We start from the raw sequence: 16748 nt of genomic DNA on the forward strand, positions 1-16748 counted from the left end.
TTGCACTTTAGGAGCATCGACTCAGCTTCAAGCGCTGCGATGTCGATTTTGGTCACCGGCATCATCGCAGTCTGCGCCCAGTCAGCGGCGTCACGGTCGGGACCGCGGAGCATATTGCAACGCCTTCGCCCATGCTCGCCGACTGTGCTTTCGGTCAGGGCAAGCGAGCCGGGCTCTTCGGCTTTTCATCTCAATGGTGGGACGATCGTGCCTGTAAATGCTCAAAGATCATGCGCAGTTCGATCAGATTCGCCACCCTCAATGCGAATTCGAACACGTCGAAGGGCTTGGTCACAATATCGCGCGCGCCGAGCGCCAGCGCGCGGCGCTTGGCTTCTATCGAGGTGTCCGCTGTCAGCACCATGATGGGGACGAGATCGCCCTCACCGGTAAGCCGCCCGAGGCTGCCGAGCAGGGCATAGCCGTCAATGCTCGGCATCATCAGATCAAGCAGTACAAGGTCAGGTTTGAAGGCGAGGTAGCGTTCGGCTGCGAGGCGCGGTTCGGTCAGCGCCTCGAAGTGCTGATAGCCCTCGCGCGCCAGCACCGCTTGGACTAAAGCGAGGTTCGCCGGTTCGTCGTCGATCGCAAGGATGCGTACATCGGTCGGCTTGCGGGGCGTGATCATGACGTTCGCTCCATGAGGGCCAGTTCGACCACCTCGAGGAGGGAAGGAACGTCGATTGGCTTGGTCAGCACGGCCGCAGCCCCGCGCGAAGTCCAGTCGGCCTGCGCGGCGAGAGCATCCGCGGTGAGCAGGATTACCGGCAGATCGGGGAAGGACGCGCCGAGTTCGCGCAGTACCCAGTCTCCGTCCCGGTCAGGCAGGTGCAGGTCGAGCAGCACCAGATCGGGGCTATGGCGCAACGCCAGATCGAGCCCGAGCCGGGCCTGCATGGCATGAAGAATCCGCGCCTCGGGCCAATGACGCGCTGCGACCGCCTCGATCAGCTGCGCGTTGGCGAGATTGTCCTCGACGACCAGAATAGTCAGGGGACGGGGAGCAGTGTGGTTCGGCAGCGGGGGTCGGGCGGGCAGCAGATCGGGTATCTTCGATTGAGCGGTCAACGGCAGCTCGAACCAGAAGCACGCCCCGTCGCGGCCGTCGGCGCGCGGCGCATGGCCGATCGACCCGTCCATTGCTTCGATCAGCGCGCGAGATAGCGACAGGCCCAGACCTGTGCCTTCGGTGCGAGCCGCGCCAGCAGCGAGCCGGGTAAAGGGCTGGAACAGTTCGCCGGCCTGGCCCGGATCGACGCCGATGCCGGTATCGATGACCTCGACCCGTACCCGTTCACCTGCGACCTCCGCCGTGATCACCACTTCGCCGCAGGGCCGGTTGTACTTGATCGCGTTGCTCAGCAGGTTGAGCAGTACTTGCAACAAGCGCCGCCGATCCGCCGCGACAGGAGCGAGGGGGGCTGTTTCGTGCCTGATCGCGATATGGTGACTTTCCGCCTCGGGCAGCGACAGCCCGACCGCCTCGCTAATTGTATCGCAAAGCGCTACCGGCACGATCTCCATGCCTAACTTGCCGGCCTCGATCCGCGCGATGTCGAGCACCTCGTCGATCAGCGCCAGCAGATGGCGGCCGGCCCGCAAGATCTGGTCGATGCTGGCAGCGTCGGTCTTCCCGCGCCCGGAATGATCGAGCTCCAGCAGCTGCGCAAACCCAAGGATGGCATTCAGCGGCGTGCGTAACTCGTGGCTCATGCGCGAAAGGAACAGGCTTTTGGCGCTGCTCGCCTGCTCTGCCTCTTGCCGGGAGTGCTCAAGCGCCTCCTGCGCGCGGCGGCGTTCGGTGATGTCGCGGGTCACCTTGGAAAAGCCGCGCAGCTCGCCCGCTTCGTCGCGCAGGGCAGTGATGACGACATTGGCCCAGAACAGCGTGCCGTCCTTCCTGATCCGCCATCCTTCATCCTCCATCCTGCCATCGCGTACTGCCTCGGCCAGATTGCGCATCGATCGATCATACGCGTCGTCGCCGGGATAGAAGGTCGAGAAATGGCGGCCGAGTATTTCGCCGCTCGTCCAGCCTTTGATGCGCTCGGCTCCGGTGTTCCAGCTTACCACGTTGCCCTGCGCATCGAGTGCGAAGATGCCGTAGTCGCGGACGCCCTCGATGACCAATCGGAAGCGTTCCTCGCCCTCACGCAAGGCCTGTTCGCGGGCCCTCAGCAGGGCGCTTGCCTCGGTCATCCGCACGGCAAGCAGTCCAATCTCGTCGCGCCCGGCCTCCCGTTGTTCAAGCGCCTCGCCTTGGGCAAGCAACACCGCATCGCGTTCAAGCCGCTGCACCCGGCGCACGATCCCGCTTGAGAACAGGAATACCGCAAACAGGCTTCCCACCAGCCCTGCCAATGTGAGCAGGCCGGTGATGACAAGGCCGTTGAAGCGCACCCGATCAAGCCGGTCCTGACGCGCCGCGAGCAGCTCGCGCTCGCGTTCCTGCATACCCTCAATCTCGCCGCGCAAGGCGTCGAGCACCTGCTTGTTGGCAGCAAGACCCGCAGTGATCGTGGGATCGCTGACAACGTCCGCCCCTGTTCGCCTGCGCGCCGCCACCAGCTGCGATAGCCCCTCACGCTTCTGGCTGGCCAGTGCCTCGATCCGGGCGAGATGGACCGATGCCTCGGCATCGCGGATCGACCCGCGCAGGCGCTGCGTGACTTGCGGGACCAGTTGCTCGGCCCGGTCATAGGGTTCGAGAAACCGCGGTTCGCCGGTCAGCAGATAGCCGCGTACCCCGCTCGAAGCCTCGGCCAGCAAGGCGTGCACTTCGTTCACATCGTTCTGGATCGCGATGGTAAGGCGCACGTCCTGCTCTGCACGCGATTCCATCCTGCTGATCGTGTAGAGCGCGGCGACCGAGCCGAGAAAGATCAGCAGCGGGACAGCGACGACCACCAGCCCCTTGGTGGCTAGGGGCCGATTGGCCCACCAGTTCGACACGGACCGCACCATCACGCTCCCCGCCCGATGCCGTGGCGCGTTGCAAGGATCGCGGCCTGGGTCCGGTCGCGCACGCCGAGTTTACCGATCAGGCGCTCTACATGCGTCTTGACGGTGCCCGGCGTAATGCTGAGCGCAATGGCGATTTCCTTGTTGGTGCTGCCACCAGCCAGCGCAGTGAGCACTTCGCGCTCACGCGGGGTCAGGCGTTTGATGGCTGCAAGCACGGGACCAGCCTGATCTTCAGAGACGGCCCGGCGCATCAGGGCGGGCGGGAAGGCGACACCGCCGGCCGCGACCTGCGCGAGCGCGGCGAGTACCTCGGCCCGGGCAGCGTCCTTGGCCAAAAACCCGCGCGCTCCGGCTGCAATTGCGGCCCGCAGATAGTCGGCGCTGTCGTGCATGGTGATCAGCACGACGCCAAGAGTTGGCATGGTGTCTGCCAAGCGCCGCGCAACCTCCAGCCCGTCGATCCCTCCGCCGGCATAGCGGATGTCGAGCAGCGCCAGATCGGGACTGTGCTCGGCGGCAAGGGCGAGGGCTTCCTCGCCGGTGCTTGCTTCTGCCGCGATCAGATAGCCCCCAGTGCGTTCGAGCAGCGCGCGCAGGCCTTCACGCGCGAGATCGTGGTCGTCGGCGATCAACACGCGGGTTAGGCTGCTGCCGCCGATCATCGGGCAGGGATCTCCGCAATGATCCGGCAGCCCTGGCCGGGCGCGCTGGAGATAACGAGCGTGCCTCCGAGGCGGTTGATTCGCTCGCGCATGTAGGACAGGCCTAGCCCGCGCCCGGTGGTGCTCGCGAGGCGTGACCGTGGATCGAAGCCCGCGCCGTTATCGCGGATTTCAACGCGGTAGTGGCCCTCAGTCTCGCTAACGCGGATGGTCACGTGCGCACCCGCACCTGCGTGCGCCCGGGCATTGTTCAAACCTTCCTGCACAATGCGGAACATCGCCGTTTCAACCAGCGTCGGCGGACGGGCACCAAGCTTCACATCAAACGTTACATCCTGCGCTGCCCCGGCGTCTTCGATCAGCTGGCGCAGGGCTGCTGCTAGTCCCAGATCATCCAGCACCGGGGGGCGCATACCTGAAATCACCTGCCGCAATTCGCGCACCAAGCCGCGTGCCTGCCGAGCTGCCAAGACGAGGTCCTCCGGATCGCCATCGGTCGCAAGGTCAAGCCGCCGCGCCAATGCGGCAGCGGTCTGTGCGACCCCATCGTGGAGTTCATGCGCGACCCTGCTGCGTTCAGCCTCCTGTGCGCCGAGCAATTCTGCCAACAGCGTGGCGAGCCGCGCTTCGCGGGCGTGAGCTGCCAGCGCCCCGCCGACCAGCTGACCCAGTATCCCGAGCGCCTCGCGATCATCTGCCGTGTGCGATCCCACACGCTGTTCGAGTACCAACATGCCCACATGGTCCCGTCCGCTCCCCGGTGCTTCAAGCGGAATGACAAGGCTGTCCTCGCCAAGCTCGCCGGACCGGGGCAAATTATCGGTGCTCGCAATGGCGCCTTGCGCATAACCGGCCAAGTGCGCAGCCTGGTCAGCGATTGTCTGTGCGGCAGCATCGAGTTCGCCAGGAGCGCTCGCAGCAAGCGTCCTGCTCGCCTCGACGAGCACCCGCAACCGCGCCGCGCGCGCTTCTGAAGCGCGGTAGAGCGCGCGCAGATCGGATGCTGTTTCGGTGGGTGGTGCAGGAGAAGGGAGAGGCAACATAGCCGCAACGCTAAACCCTGGCGAAGGCTTTGTCATATGCCGAACGGCATAGGTCAATCGGCCTGCCATCCGGCGGACGCCGCGCGGTGCGAGGCATGCGAAATCTCCATTCATCGCAATCATGCCATGTAGACATGGAGACACCAATGAAAACCGGACCTCTTTCCCTTGTTACAGCCGCACTTCTGGCCGCCGCGTGCACCCCCGGCTATGCCAAAGAGCGTCCGCGCGCCGCCGCTGCGCCTGCCGAGCAGACCGTCAATTGCATCACCGAAAAGGAAGTCGTCGCTGCGCAGAAGGCGTGGGGCGAGGGCATCGTCAAAATCGGCAAGGTCTATCAGGACGGCGGCGACTACTCGGCTGCCGCTGCCGCGCATATCGACCAATTCTATGCCTATGATCTGAGCCTTGTGCTGTTCAAGCCGACGCTGGCGTCGGTCGATCAGTTCCGCACTTCGTTCGATTCGGCGCTGTCCTACTTCGTTGGCGGCAACCCGACCTATCCCGAAGACAAGGGCTTCGCGATCAAGCCGTGGAGCAAGGTGCGCTGGAAGAATGTCGGCATTACCAACAATGCGTGCACGATGGCCGTGGCGATGGGGAATTACTTCTTTACGCCCGTTGGCGCGACGGATGAAACCAAGGTCGAATACACCTTCGGCTATATTCGCGGGCCGGGTGGTGAACTGAAGATTGTCGTCCACCAGTCGTCTGTTCCCTACAACGGGGCGTAATTCTCCCCCCTTTACCCCCAACTCCTGTAGGGACGGAGCGCGGGCCCGACGCGACAGGGTCGCAGGGTCCGCGCTTTCTACATTTCAAAAGCGAGTGATCATGAATTTGCGCCTCATCGCCGCCGCCGCCATGTTCATCACGGCAGCCCCCGCCACGGCCACCGAAGAGGATGGCAACATCTGGCTCGGCCAATTTGCGACCATCAACGCCAGCGACAAGGTGTTCGTGAGGCTTGAGGCACAGGAGCGCTTCACCAACGATGCGGAACGCCTTGGGCAATTGTTGCTGCGCTCCTATGTCGGCTACCGCATAAACAAGGACGTCAACATTGGCGGAGGCTACGCCTTTGTATTGACCGATCCCGTGGGACCGGTCGAACTGAACGAGCACCGTTTCTACCAGGAACTGAACGTCCGCCTGCTGACCACGCCGGGGGGCACCACGCTGGATTCGCGCACGCGGCTTGAACAGCGCACCTTCGAGGAGAGGGAAGACACCCAGTGGCGCCTACGCCAGTTCGTGCAACTGCGCGTCCCGATCAGCGACAAGGGGCACCGGATCGTTGCCTACACCGAGCCCTTTGTCGACCTTGACGAAGGCAGTGTGCAGCGCGGCGGCCTATCAATCTGGCGCAACTTCGTCGGGGTCTCAATCCCGGTCGCCAAGGGCATCGAAGTAGTGCCGGGCTATCTCAACCAACATGTTTTCCGCGACGGACAGGACCGGTCGGATCATACGGCGAACGTCAATCTGTTCATGACGTTCTGACCGCCGGCACGCGCTACCGTCTGATTGTCACGCCGAATGTCAGCGTGTTGCCCGAAGCTCCGTTGATGCGGTGGCCGGCCAGCAGATCCACGTCGATCCGCCCGCGATCCGTCACCCAGCGCAGCCCCGCCTGTCCGCCGGGCGCGCCGCGATCAGATCCGAATACCTCGCCCATCAGTGCCAGCTCGCGCGCCACCGTCAACTCCGCTTGGGCGCCCCAGAACAGGGCATGACGGTCGCCGCTGCCTGTCTGCCCGATCCAACCAAGGTTGGCGTGCACGACCAGCTTTTCCTTGATCCGGTGAGACACCGGAACGTTGAGAGCGAAGGACTTGATTTGCCCATCCGCCGGGTTCCACACTGCGTTGGCTGAGACAGCCACGCCGACCGGAACCTCCTCAAAGGATCGCAGGTTGAGCTTGAGTGCAGGGGCGATTGTGGTCGCCGCGTCTTCTCCCCACTCGCGCTGCACCGCCGCCGCAATTTCGAGCCGGGGCAGGGCTGCAAGCGTACAGGCCGGCGTCGCGACCGCGAGACCGCCGCCGTGTCCGGCCAAGGTCAGCCAGGTTTCGACATGGCAGACCCCGGCGGGCAGGGCGGCATCATCATCGACGATATGCGCGCCGCCGCCTGCCAGCGCAGGACTCGCGAACATCGCCGCAAGCACGGCGGCGCCGGTTAGATTGACGGCAGGTACGTGGGACCGAAGCGTGGCACGATGCTTGGTAAAGGGGAAGACTGCAAGCATTGCTGCCGGGCTCTGGCTGATCGGGTAGCGAATAGCGAGGACCTCTTTAGCAAATGATGGCCCGTGCCGGGTGGGGCACGAGCCGTCATATCAAGAAAAGCTTCCCCGCGCTGATTCTACGGGGGCAAGGCAGATCAGAACCGGTAAGCCAGGCCCGTACTCAAGACCCACGGGTCAAGATCGTGATGACTGCGTAGCGCTACGCTGTCCCCGGCGTTGAAGGTCGCTGTGGTGCCAACGAAATAGCGCTTGGCATCAAGCGACAGCCCGAGGCCCCGATCGTTGATCGGGATGTCGACTCCTGCCTGAAGGACAAAGCCGAGCTCGTCGGACAGGTCCACTTCGGTCGCACCGAGCGCGGCCGCATCCGCGCCGACATCCTCGCCGAAGATCATGAAGTAGGTCGGGCCTGCGCCGAGGTAGGGCTTTATGCCTCCGCCCAGGTCGAAGTGATACTTGGCAGTGACGGTGGCCGGCAGGATGATCGCGTTGTCGATCAGTTCGGCACCTGCCAGGGCGCCTGCACCGCGAACATCGTGCGGCGTCACGCAGCAGATTGTCTCGATCGAGAACCTGGGTGAAACGAAGAATTCAGCGGCGATTGTTGGAACGACCGAGTCTGTCGCGCGGGTCTGAGAGCCGTCCGGCAAGCCGATGTTGTCGGCTTCGACATCACTGATTGCGCCATCGGGCAGGACGGCGGTGACGAAGCCCTTGATCTGGATAGAGCCACTTTCGTCCTGCGCCGCTGCGGGCGCGGCGATCAGGATGGCGAGGGCGGCAAATGGGAGGGTCAATCTGGACGACATGTTGGTCTCTTTCATAGGACTGGAGGGCGAGGCACAGCTGCCACCTGTCTGACGCCATGCTGAAAAGCCGGAGGCCGACGGGATTGACGGAGTGCATAGGACACGGCACCGCTCAAGCTCGTGCCGGGCCAGAGCGCAGCACCGCGGGCCAGTCGGAATACCGAAGGCGGGATGCGGGCTGCGACCATTGCAAACGTCTAATCGTGCGGCGTAGTGACGCCGTCTGCCAATTGGCATGCCGATTGGGTTAGGCCATCCGGCCAGTGCGACTTCGCAGTCGAAGGCACCCTGGTATGCGCCGATGTGAACCGCCAGCATGCGACCACATAGCTCTAGGCAACCACCGCAAGATCCCGGTGGCAGGGTGTGATCATTTATCGATGGGTAAGGCCAGCCACACGATGTCTCGGCCATGTAGAACGGTTATCAGCAGATTACGCCGGCCTAGTGTGCGGGCTGCGCTGACAGCTTCGGAAAATTGCTGTGGCGATAGAAGCTGCTGGCCGCTGACGGCAACGATGATGTCGCCAACCGCCATACCTCGTGCCTCGCCGGGGCTGTTTGGCGCAACAGCCACAACAATCAAACCTTGCGCGAGTTCATTTTGCCCCGCAACTTCGTTCAGATTCCTTGTCGTTCCAGTGAGTTGAAGGCCTGAGATCGCAATGAACGAGTCCGACGGAGCCTCGGCGGCGAGTTTATTGGCGCGGTCTGCAGCGTCGGGTTTGGCGAGAGGCAGCAGTTGGACGCTGAGGGGCCTGCCATCGCGCCACAAATCGAACCGGGCGCCGCGGTTTGCCCTGAAAGTTGCCACTTCGGCGGAAAGAGCCCCTAAACTGCTGACGGCATGGCCATTCACGGACAACACGACATCTGAAGCACGCAGGCCGGCGCGCTCAGCTGGGCTATCCGGCGCAACGCCAGTGACCAGCACTCCGTTGCCTGACGAAAGCCCAAGCGCTTCTGCAATGTCTCCAGTCAGGTTTTCAACCGCCAACCCCAGCTGGGTCCGGCTCACTCTGCCCTGCGTCTGAAGCTCGGCGATAACCCGCTGTGCCATTTCGGCCGGTAGAGCAAACCCGATACCGATATTGCCGCCAGCAGGGGCAAGAATCGCTGTATTGATCCCGACAACGTTGCCGCCGCTGTCCAGCAACGGGCCTCCGCTGTTACCTTGATTGATCGCCGCATCGATCTGAAGGAAATCATGGTAGGGTCCGGGACCGACGGTACGCCCACGCCCGGAGATGATGCCTGCGGAGACCGAGCCGCCAAGACCGAACGGCGAGCCAACGGCCGTAATATCTTCGCCTGTGCGAATATTATCACTGTCTCCCCACGTCAGCGCCGGATAACAGCTTGCCAAGGCCTCCATGCGCAAGAGCGCAATGTCTGTGCGTTCGTCGCTACCGATTAGTGTGGCGCCGCGAACGCTGCCGTCGGCGAGGCGTATAATGATTTGGGTTGCCTGCGCGACCACGTGCTCGTTGGTAACCACCAGACCATCGCCTGATATAATGAACCCGCTGCCAAGCGATTGCCGATTACTGGCCTGTGTCTCGCGCAACGCATCGCCAAGTGCCCCCTCGTAGCTTTCGTTGGTATCAGGGCCAAAGCGTGCCTGAACCTGGACGACTGCCGGCAGGACGGCTTTAACGATTTGCGCCCGCCCTGATCCCTGCGGCGGAAGCTTGAGAGGGGCACATTCGGCCATCGCTGCGGAGGGTGGCATCAAGACGAGCGCGGCAGCAAAACACAGATATTTCGTCAATTTCCTTGATCCCGCTCTTCTGACTTTGCCACGGCGCAAGATGAAGCCGTAGGCTGCAATGACTTCTCTTGGAAGCAGCATTTGCGTTCAATGGAGACCGCCATCATCATCCAATACCGCCCATGACCGGCGACTGCCGGGCATATCGATGCGCGAAGCCGTAAAAGGCGTCGTGGTGAAGTAAGTGGAGTCGGTGTCTGAGATTGTTGGAAAACACCTCTGGCAGCAAGCATTCGAACATCATACACGCCGCAGAAATTTAGCCAGTACGGTGTCGCTATTTACATAATGTTTATTATCAATCTTCCGACTTGTCTCTGCAATTTAGACAGGACACTATTTCCGCTAGATTGAAATGTCACTGTCTAATGTAGTGGGGGCTGCATCAATAACAGTGTTGGCCACGAACCACACTAGGTCTTTAGGGAACCCGGCGGCGTCGACTAACCTACGCCGGCTCAACGCCAACGCACAACAGTGCCGGTACGCAGCATTGCATCGCCCAGATCGCGGCGATCGCTCAGCCTGCAAGAGGCAACAACCCGACCGTAGCTTTGATGCGAAGCCCGGCAGCGCATTGGCGGTGCAGAAACCTTTACGTGGCCAGAAGAAAGCCTTCCCTTGGCTCCGCCCAGAAGAGCCACCAGCGCATCACGAGCCTCGACCCCTGAGGCCCGCGGGCAAGGGTGACCTGCCCGGCAACTGCCATCCAATTCGCGCGCAGCAATGTTGCCCAGGCGGATCTTAGGCCCTTCCGCGCACCAGATCGGACCATCTCCATCCCAGACAGCAACCGGCGTGCAGAGGAACGCTCCACTGGCGGCCAGCATCAAAACACTCATTCTGTGGGCCTTCCTATTTCGCCCCGCTGCAGCATCTTGAAGTGCCTCGGGCCTCCCGACCTCCCATAGCGCCGCTGATACAGAAATCAGTGCATTCCGACCCCAAAGCAAGGGCATACTGCGCATATCTGTTCTTTGGCTCACGATCAGGATCACATCAGAGGTATCGCATTATGCCTGGAGTGAGGAAGGTTGGGACACAGCATTGGGGCGCTTCCTGAGAAGGTGCTCGAACCTGCTTCGCACCTGCTCATCAAACTTGGCGTTTCGGCGCGGTATGTATGGGTTGAGGAGAGCACGCTCTGCTGAACCCTTTGGCGGCAACTCCCGGCAAACCAACACTTGCTCTACGACTTCCAGCATTCGCGCCTGTTTCTCGAGTGGTATGGAGGCCGGTTGCAATGCGCCACATTTGATCATCCGCTCGCGCACTTCCGGACGAAAGCAGACGCAGGTTGGATTGTAATACTTGTCCAACCACCGATAGTCCGGATGCTTGCTACTCCAGCGCACTTCTCCGCTCTCGATCCCGAATAATAGCTCCTCCAGCTTTGCTCTTGCTGCCTCATAACGGGCAGCGCGTGGCTTCAAATGACCGGACGCGATCAGGCGGGCGCGCAAATCGGGGCGGTGTCCAGGAAAGCTGGGGGACAGGAGATTTCTCAGCCTGTCCTCTGCAAGGTTTAGCTTGCCATACAGCCGCAATTTGGCGCGACCCTGGATGATCTCGTCGACGAGAGTTTCAGCCTGGAGCGTCGAATTCCCTTTGCTGAAGCTCGAGAGTTCGATGCGCGAATGCTGTATCGAGCCGGCCGCAAATTCCACATCAAAAAGGGGCACCCGCTCTGCAGGGATATCGATGCCCCCAAGCCTGATAGCCGTGCGCTTAGGAGCGGTGGTGCTGAACTGGCCGTCGGGACTGATGTTGGTCTTCAACATGGCCACGTCCGCAAGAGTATCGTGTGAGAACGTCAGCTCATCCTCGGCAGCGTAAACCTCTCGCATGGGGTCCAAAAATGATCGGTAGTATTGCCGCGAGCGGGAGACCGCGACACTCAGAGCATCGACAGCATAATAGTATGTGCTGCCCGGCTTCTGATCCGCCTTTCTGATCAGGCGTCCGATCTTCTGGATGGCATTGCGGTAATTGTAGGGGTTCCAGGCGCAGTCGAAGCCAAGATGAAGCTCAGGGTAATCGAAACCTTCGCGAAGTCGATAGACAACGCAGGCAATTTTGGTGTGGCCTTGCGGATCGCGCCAAGCCTGGAGCTGTGGATCGATTTCGTCGGCGCCTTGCCCCGATCTGCCCTCGCCCAAAATGGCGGTCGCATAGTTTTGCGTGCCGAAAATCGTGTTTATATATTGCGCGCAGGCCCGCGCATGCGCCTTGTTGGGTAGCCAGAAAATCGCTTTCGAGCCGCTGTGATTGGCCTGGTACAGGTTCGCCATAAGCCGATATCTGTGTTCCACCAGCGCAGGAACGTCTCGCGGGCGCAGCCCCCGCCCGGCGAGTTCCTGAAGCCGCCGGGTCAGCTTCTCGAACGTACTATCGGCACAATCCTCGTCGATGACGATATTGCTCTTTTCATGTTGGAAGGCCCTCGTCAGGTCGCGGTATTCGTCCGACAATTTGAGCTCGAGCTTCAGCGAGCAATCGACGCGCACCAAATCGACGCTGTTGAGGTGGCCGCTGTCAAATGCCGACTGATAGCCATAGAAAGCGGTGTGATTCTGCCGCTGGCCCATCGTGCTCTCGTTCAGCATCCACGGAGTTGCCGAGATCCATACCGTCTTGTGCGCCATCGACCTAATGACGGGGAAGCACCGCTTCTGTTGGTTGGCCGATTGGAACGCACCACCCATATGACATTCATCAACGAGGGCGATGTGAGGAGTGCCCTTGTCGATCAGCCCCTTGATGCAGGATGACACATATTTCCGCCAGGTGAGAAAATGCCACCGCTGTGCGGGGTCGGCGAGACCCTCCTCGACGAGCTCTGCGAGGCTGGCGCGAGCTTGCTTCAACAGGTCAATCGTGTGGGCGAGATAGTAGACCTCACCAAAACCGAGCGAACGTGCCAGCATCGCCATCACAACCGTCTTACCAGTCCCGGTCGGCGCTTCCAGATAGGCATAGTCGCTTCTGGCGAGGATCTCTTCCAGGTTGTCGACGAGATTGATCTGATAGTCCCGGGCTGTTCTCGCAGACGCGCCCTGCTCGCAATGGTGATCGCCAGGATCATCGTGGCGGCGGAAATCCGGGCTTTGGTCGTTCCAGGTCTTGAGCATGTCCTTTCCTTTCAAGGCAGATTTTCATTGGATCGTTCAGTGCTGGGGGATGGGTTCACCGCCAGAAGCCGTCGCGCCTTTGGCCGTGCTGGTTGTCGTAGTCTTCGCGCTCGTCGTAGGCGCTCTTGCGGATACCCACTTCGACGCGCTGCCCCCCGACGCTGCGGATGTGGAGATCGCGCAGATCGACCTTGTTGCGCTGCGCCCAGTCCTTCGCCTCGCGCTCACTCCCGAAGGTCCCTGCGTCTTCGTAGTCAAATGCCATGTCTGTTCTCCTTCCTGATGATGATTTTGACGGCCCGTTTCAGGGGCTTTGCGCGACCCTTGTGCAACGGGAGAAAGGCATCGGCGCGCCGTTCCCTGAAAAGAGCCGTCCGCTTCGCCACCAGCCTCACAAAGGCGGCCGCTATCGTGCCCACCAAAACGGCGACAAGGATCATCAGACCTATCGCCACCAACTCGGCGGCCATTTTCTGGTCATCGAGGGCGGCTCGCAGATCAGCGCATCCCTGAACCCCGTGCGTGGTGAGATCGCAGACCACGAAGCTGTCCCCGCCAGCGGCACGCGCAATCTCCGAGAGTCCTGCCTCGTTCACCAGATTGGTCAGGGTCAGCTGCTGCGGGAGGTGAATCTCGAACGCGTCTGAAGGCGGTTCGCCCGCTGTCGCATGGCCCATCTGTGTCACGATCTTCCTCCTATCGGCTGCGTTCGATGTTGCGTTCGGGCACGTCCAGTTGCGGCGTTGCCCGGAGGCTCGCCGGATCGATCCGCGAGGCAGAGGCTTGCCTGTCCTCAGGCGCCCTCAAATGATCGGGAATTGTGGGTCGAAACTCGCCAGCCTCGCGGCCGCTGCGCTTCGTCTCGACCTGCTTTTCGCCGAGGGTTTCGAGCGCGCTGGTCTTGTCGCCCGGGTTGCGGCCGATCTGCGCCAGGAGCCGATCGCGGTCGTTGGTGACGATTGTGATGTCGTCACGCACCCGGGTCATCATGACGAGCGCCAGACGCTGGTTCGACAAGTGCCGGGCTGATGAGTGCATCTCACCGATCGCCATGTCGCGGGTGTCGCCCTGCGCCTGATGCATGTTGATCGCATAGGCCAACCCCATGCGCTCGAGCATGCGGTCATTCTGCTTGAGTTCTACGGTCTCGCCTGCCTTGTTCTCGAGCGTGACGATCCCATCCCTGATCCCGAGGATCCTCGCCTCCTCGGACTTCATCAGCCCCCGGGCATCATCCTTTTTGGTCCAGCGGATCTTGTCGCCTTCGTAGATTGTCTCCTTGTGTTTTTCGGAGAGCCTCAAGGCATCACGCTTGTCCGAAGGGTCGATTGCCGCCGGATCGAATTTGATGAGCTTGCCGCTTTCATCGCGCAGCATGACCCGGCCCTTCGCATCGACGCCTTCGACATCGTACCGGCCCCGAACAAGCCCTCCGGGGGCGTTCTGGCGCGTCACTTCGAGCAGCTGGCCCTTGCTGTAGGTCGAGGCGTAGCGCAGCTCCTCGCGCGTCGCATGGGCCGGGAGGAGCGTGGTCAGCCTCAGCCCTTCCCCCTGGATCGCCCCTTCTGCCTTCAGGCCCTGCTGGACCATCCGGTTGAGTTCGCCGCGCGCCGCACGTCCTGACGAATAAATCGCGGTTCGCTCGCGATCGTCCGGCGACAGCTCCAGCCATTTTTGAGCGGTGACCTTGAGGTGGTCTGCGCCTGCTTCTACGACGCGCTCGCCAAGCGAGGCAAAGCTTTCCTTGAACATGCCGGCGCGCACCAGGCCCGCCGCTTCCTTCATGTGCTCGGTGCGTTGCCGCAGACTGGTGTCTATGCGGGCCATTGCGGGGTTATCGGACTGGATCAGCGAAAAGCTCTTGCCCGCCTCGATCGGTTGCAACTGAGCGCGGTCTCCAATCATGACCAGCTTTTCAACACCAAGCCGGTTAGCGATCGTGAGCAGGTCATTCATCGGCTTGTTCGCAACCAGCGACGCCTCGTCCAACACCAGCACTTTGCCGCGCAAGGCTTCGCGCGATGCCTCGAACTTCGGACCCGAACCCGCAAGCGCGGGCCGCAGATGCTCATTCACAAAGGATGAGACGGTTCTTGCTGCGATTTCCTGCCTGACGACCTCTCCGTCTGGCCCGCGGATCTCCGTCCCGGTCCGAAGATCGCTGACCATCTTGTTGGCAAAGGCGAGGCCGATCACCTCCCTTCCCTCCTGATGCGCCACGCTCGCAATCGCCGAGATGATCGTCGTCTTTCCGGCACCTGCGACACCCTGGATCACGACCGTGCGGTCCTTGCTGGCGAGCGCCAGTGTTCCGGCGGCAATCTGCTCGGCGTTGAGGTCATGAGTGCCCGCGACTTGCCGCAAGCGCCCGGGTGCCTCGGCGGCTTCGATGATGACCTGGCCTGCATCCTTTCCCGCGGCGACATTGGCCAGCGTTGCCCGCTCGATCTCGACATGTTCGGGTGTGGTGTATTTCTCGGGCCGGCCATCGAGCCTGTCGCTCTTGCCCTCAAGCACCCTCCCGTCGGCCACCAAGACGCCGATCCGTGCTTCCACCCCGTCAGCGGTCACGCCTTTTACGCCAAGGTCGAGCGCGGTCTTGACCAGGTCGCCTCGGCTCCAGGAGGTTTCACGTTCGCCGATGATCCTGATCGCAGAAGCGGTTGCCATCTCAGTGCGCAGCTGCGTGGGCGTCAGGGTGATCCGTTGCAGGCCATTGGTTGTCAGTGTGTCCGCTGGCCGAGTGTAGAGCTTCACGCTGTCGCGGAGCGCGCTCAGCGTCTCCTGCACCCGCTGAGGCGATCCCAATGGGCTCTCGCGCCCCTCGGAGCCGCGTTCACGCGCCTGTTCGACCAGCACCTTGGCATCGAACCCCAGCCCGGCAGCGCGCTTGGCCCATTCTTGCCGGAGCGCCAGCTTGTCGTCCGGATTCAGCTTGGGATCGCGGGTGCGCTTGGTGATTTCACGCAAGGCTTCTGTGTCGTTTGCGCTCTTCCCGAGTTTCTCGGCCGTTGCCAGAATGGTCAGGCGACGCTGGCTGAAGGCTTCGATCACATCGCGCGCCACGCCCTTGATTTCGAACTGGCCGTGCTTGCCCGTGATCTGGGTTTCGTAGCCGAGCTTCTCGAGGTTCGTCCGCAGCGCGGCGTTGTAGATGGAGCCAAGGACTGTGTTGTTCTTCCAAATATCTCCGTTCCACAGCGCCTTCCAGTTACCATCCTTGTCCTGGGTGATCGCGGCGATGACGGCATGGGTATGGTTCTGCGGGTCCAGCGCCCGGCTCGTGTCGTGCTGGAACAGGGCATAGAGGAGCTTGCCTGTGACCACGCCCTCGCCGTTGGCATTGCGTGATCGATCGCGGGCCTGCGCGTAGTGCTTCTCGAGATAGGCCATGGTCGCCTTGACAGCGGCCAGCTGTGCATCAAGGATCCGCTTGTCGCCGCCCAACTGCGCCAGCAGGCTGGCTGACTTCGGCATGGAGAATGTGAGGTCTATCCCCGAGCGGCGGTTTGCATTGCCATTTACGACCGTGTCATCGGGCAGTTTGCCATCGAGGACTTTTTCGAAGTCATCCTTGGCAACGGGACCAGCAAGACCGAGTGCTTCGGCGCCCTTCCCGCCCCATTCGCTGAGCTCAGCGGGACCATCTCCGACATAGTAGTCGTCCTTGGCGAAGTAGTTTGCGGCGCCGCCGGCTGACGCGACTGATGCGACCGACAGCATCTCAGGCGTCCCCTGCCTGTTCGGGCCGGAGCATGGGCCCGGCACATTGCGCGCAAAATAGGGGGCACACATTGCAGGTCTGTCCTGCCGTGCTCATCGCCCAAGCTCCTGATCATCATCGATGGAAGGGTCCTGACGGCTCTGCTTTTCGTTGCTGATGCCGCGCATGTTCTCTTTGGAAAGCTCGCTCTCCTGGGCGTCTGCCCTGCTATTCTGCGCTCGCCCCTTCGGCCCTTCGATCTTCGCCTGCGCGCCGCGCTCTTCGCTGTCGCGCATGGCAAGGTTCTGCCGCTCGCGCTGGTCCTTCTTGCCAGGGCGGTTATAGCCATACAGCTCCCCTTGCGCTGGCTTGCGCTCGAACTCTGCCCGCTCCTCTTCATCCTCGATCTTGCGC

General features: G+C 62.0%; 14 protein-coding genes. 3 read left to right on the plus strand and 11 right to left on the minus strand.

The features are described from left to right. Window positions 1–190: 190 nt before the first annotated feature. Genes LUA85_RS19155 through LUA85_RS19170 form a run of 4 tightly spaced genes read right to left on the minus strand, consistent with a single transcriptional unit; the run spans window position 191 to window position 4669 of the window. Window positions 191–628, minus strand: coding sequence for a response regulator (locus LUA85_RS19155; protein ID WP_231472059.1), 438 nt, complete (start codon window positions 626–628; stop codon window positions 191–193). Then, on the minus strand, window positions 625–2964 hold the full coding sequence (locus LUA85_RS19160; RefSeq protein ID WP_231472060.1) for an ATP-binding protein: 2340 nt from the start codon (window positions 2962–2964) through the stop codon (window positions 625–627). Before LUA85_RS19160 ends, LUA85_RS19155 begins: the two co-directional genes overlap by 4 nt. After that, the gene (locus LUA85_RS19165; protein ID WP_231472061.1) at window positions 2964–3626 is read right to left on the minus strand and encodes a response regulator transcription factor; all 663 of its coding nucleotides are present in this window, start codon (window positions 3624–3626) and stop codon (window positions 2964–2966) included. Before LUA85_RS19165 ends, LUA85_RS19160 begins: the two co-directional genes overlap by 1 nt. Then, window positions 3623–4669, minus strand: coding sequence for a sensor histidine kinase (locus LUA85_RS19170; protein ID WP_231472062.1), 1047 nt, complete (start codon window positions 4667–4669; stop codon window positions 3623–3625). The genes LUA85_RS19165 and LUA85_RS19170 overlap by 4 nt, the downstream gene beginning before the upstream one ends. 146 nt (window positions 4670–4815) lie before the next feature. Here LUA85_RS19170 and LUA85_RS19175 point away from each other — a divergent pair, with 146 nt between their 5' ends. After that, complete coding sequence (locus tag LUA85_RS19175; protein WP_231472063.1) at window positions 4816–5403, plus strand: phosphoribosyl-AMP cyclohydrolase; 588 nt, start codon at window positions 4816–4818, stop codon at window positions 5401–5403. A 100-nt stretch (window positions 5404–5503) separates the two neighbouring features. Next, window positions 5504–6172: a DUF2490 domain-containing protein gene (locus LUA85_RS19180; protein ID WP_067399560.1), complete on the plus strand. Its 669-nt coding sequence runs from the start codon at window positions 5504–5506 to the stop codon at window positions 6170–6172. A 13-nt stretch (window positions 6173–6185) separates the two neighbouring features. Here the strand turns inward: LUA85_RS19180 and LUA85_RS19185 are convergent, their stop codons facing one another. The 5 genes from LUA85_RS19185 to LUA85_RS19210 all read right to left on the minus strand — a co-directional run bounded on the left by LUA85_RS19185 (window position 6186) and on the right by LUA85_RS19210 (window position 12896). Continuing rightward, window positions 6186–6920, minus strand: a complete 735-nt coding sequence (locus LUA85_RS19185) for a hypothetical protein (protein WP_067399562.1) — start codon at window positions 6918–6920, stop codon at window positions 6186–6188. 134 nt (window positions 6921–7054) lie between these two features. Next, window positions 7055–7744, minus strand: a complete 690-nt coding sequence (locus tag LUA85_RS19190; protein ID WP_231472064.1) for an OmpW family outer membrane protein — start codon at window positions 7742–7744, stop codon at window positions 7055–7057. Between the two features lie 355 nt (window positions 7745–8099). Beyond that, window positions 8100–9581, minus strand: a complete 1482-nt coding sequence (locus LUA85_RS19195) for a trypsin-like peptidase domain-containing protein (RefSeq protein ID WP_231472065.1) — start codon at window positions 9579–9581, stop codon at window positions 8100–8102. A gap of 932 nt (window positions 9582–10513) precedes the next feature. Further along, window positions 10514–12631, minus strand: a complete 2118-nt coding sequence (locus LUA85_RS19205; RefSeq protein WP_231472067.1) for a DEAD/DEAH box helicase — start codon at window positions 12629–12631, stop codon at window positions 10514–10516. Window positions 12632–12686: 55 nt separating this feature from the next. Then, on the minus strand, window positions 12687–12896 hold the full coding sequence (locus LUA85_RS19210) for a hypothetical protein (protein ID WP_231472068.1): 210 nt from the start codon (window positions 12894–12896) through the stop codon (window positions 12687–12689). Here LUA85_RS19210 and LUA85_RS19215 point away from each other — a divergent pair. Beyond that, window positions 12895–13278, plus strand: a complete 384-nt coding sequence (locus LUA85_RS19215; RefSeq protein WP_231472069.1) for a hypothetical protein — start codon at window positions 12895–12897, stop codon at window positions 13276–13278. The two genes, LUA85_RS19210 and LUA85_RS19215, sit on opposite strands and share 2 nt — an antisense overlap. Before the next feature lie 49 nt (window positions 13279–13327). Here LUA85_RS19215 and mobF read toward each other — a convergent pair whose 3' ends face one another. After that, complete coding sequence (gene mobF / locus LUA85_RS19220) at window positions 13328–16354, minus strand: MobF family relaxase (RefSeq protein WP_231472070.1); 3027 nt, start codon at window positions 16352–16354, stop codon at window positions 13328–13330. A 93-nt stretch (window positions 16355–16447) separates the two neighbouring features. Next, window positions 16448–16748: hypothetical protein (locus tag LUA85_RS19225; protein WP_231472071.1), on the minus strand; the 301-nt coding region annotated here is incomplete at its 5' end.

This window comes from Novosphingobium sp. CECT 9465 (assembly GCF_920987055.1).
Lineage (GTDB): Bacteria > Pseudomonadota > Alphaproteobacteria > Sphingomonadales > Sphingomonadaceae > Novosphingobium.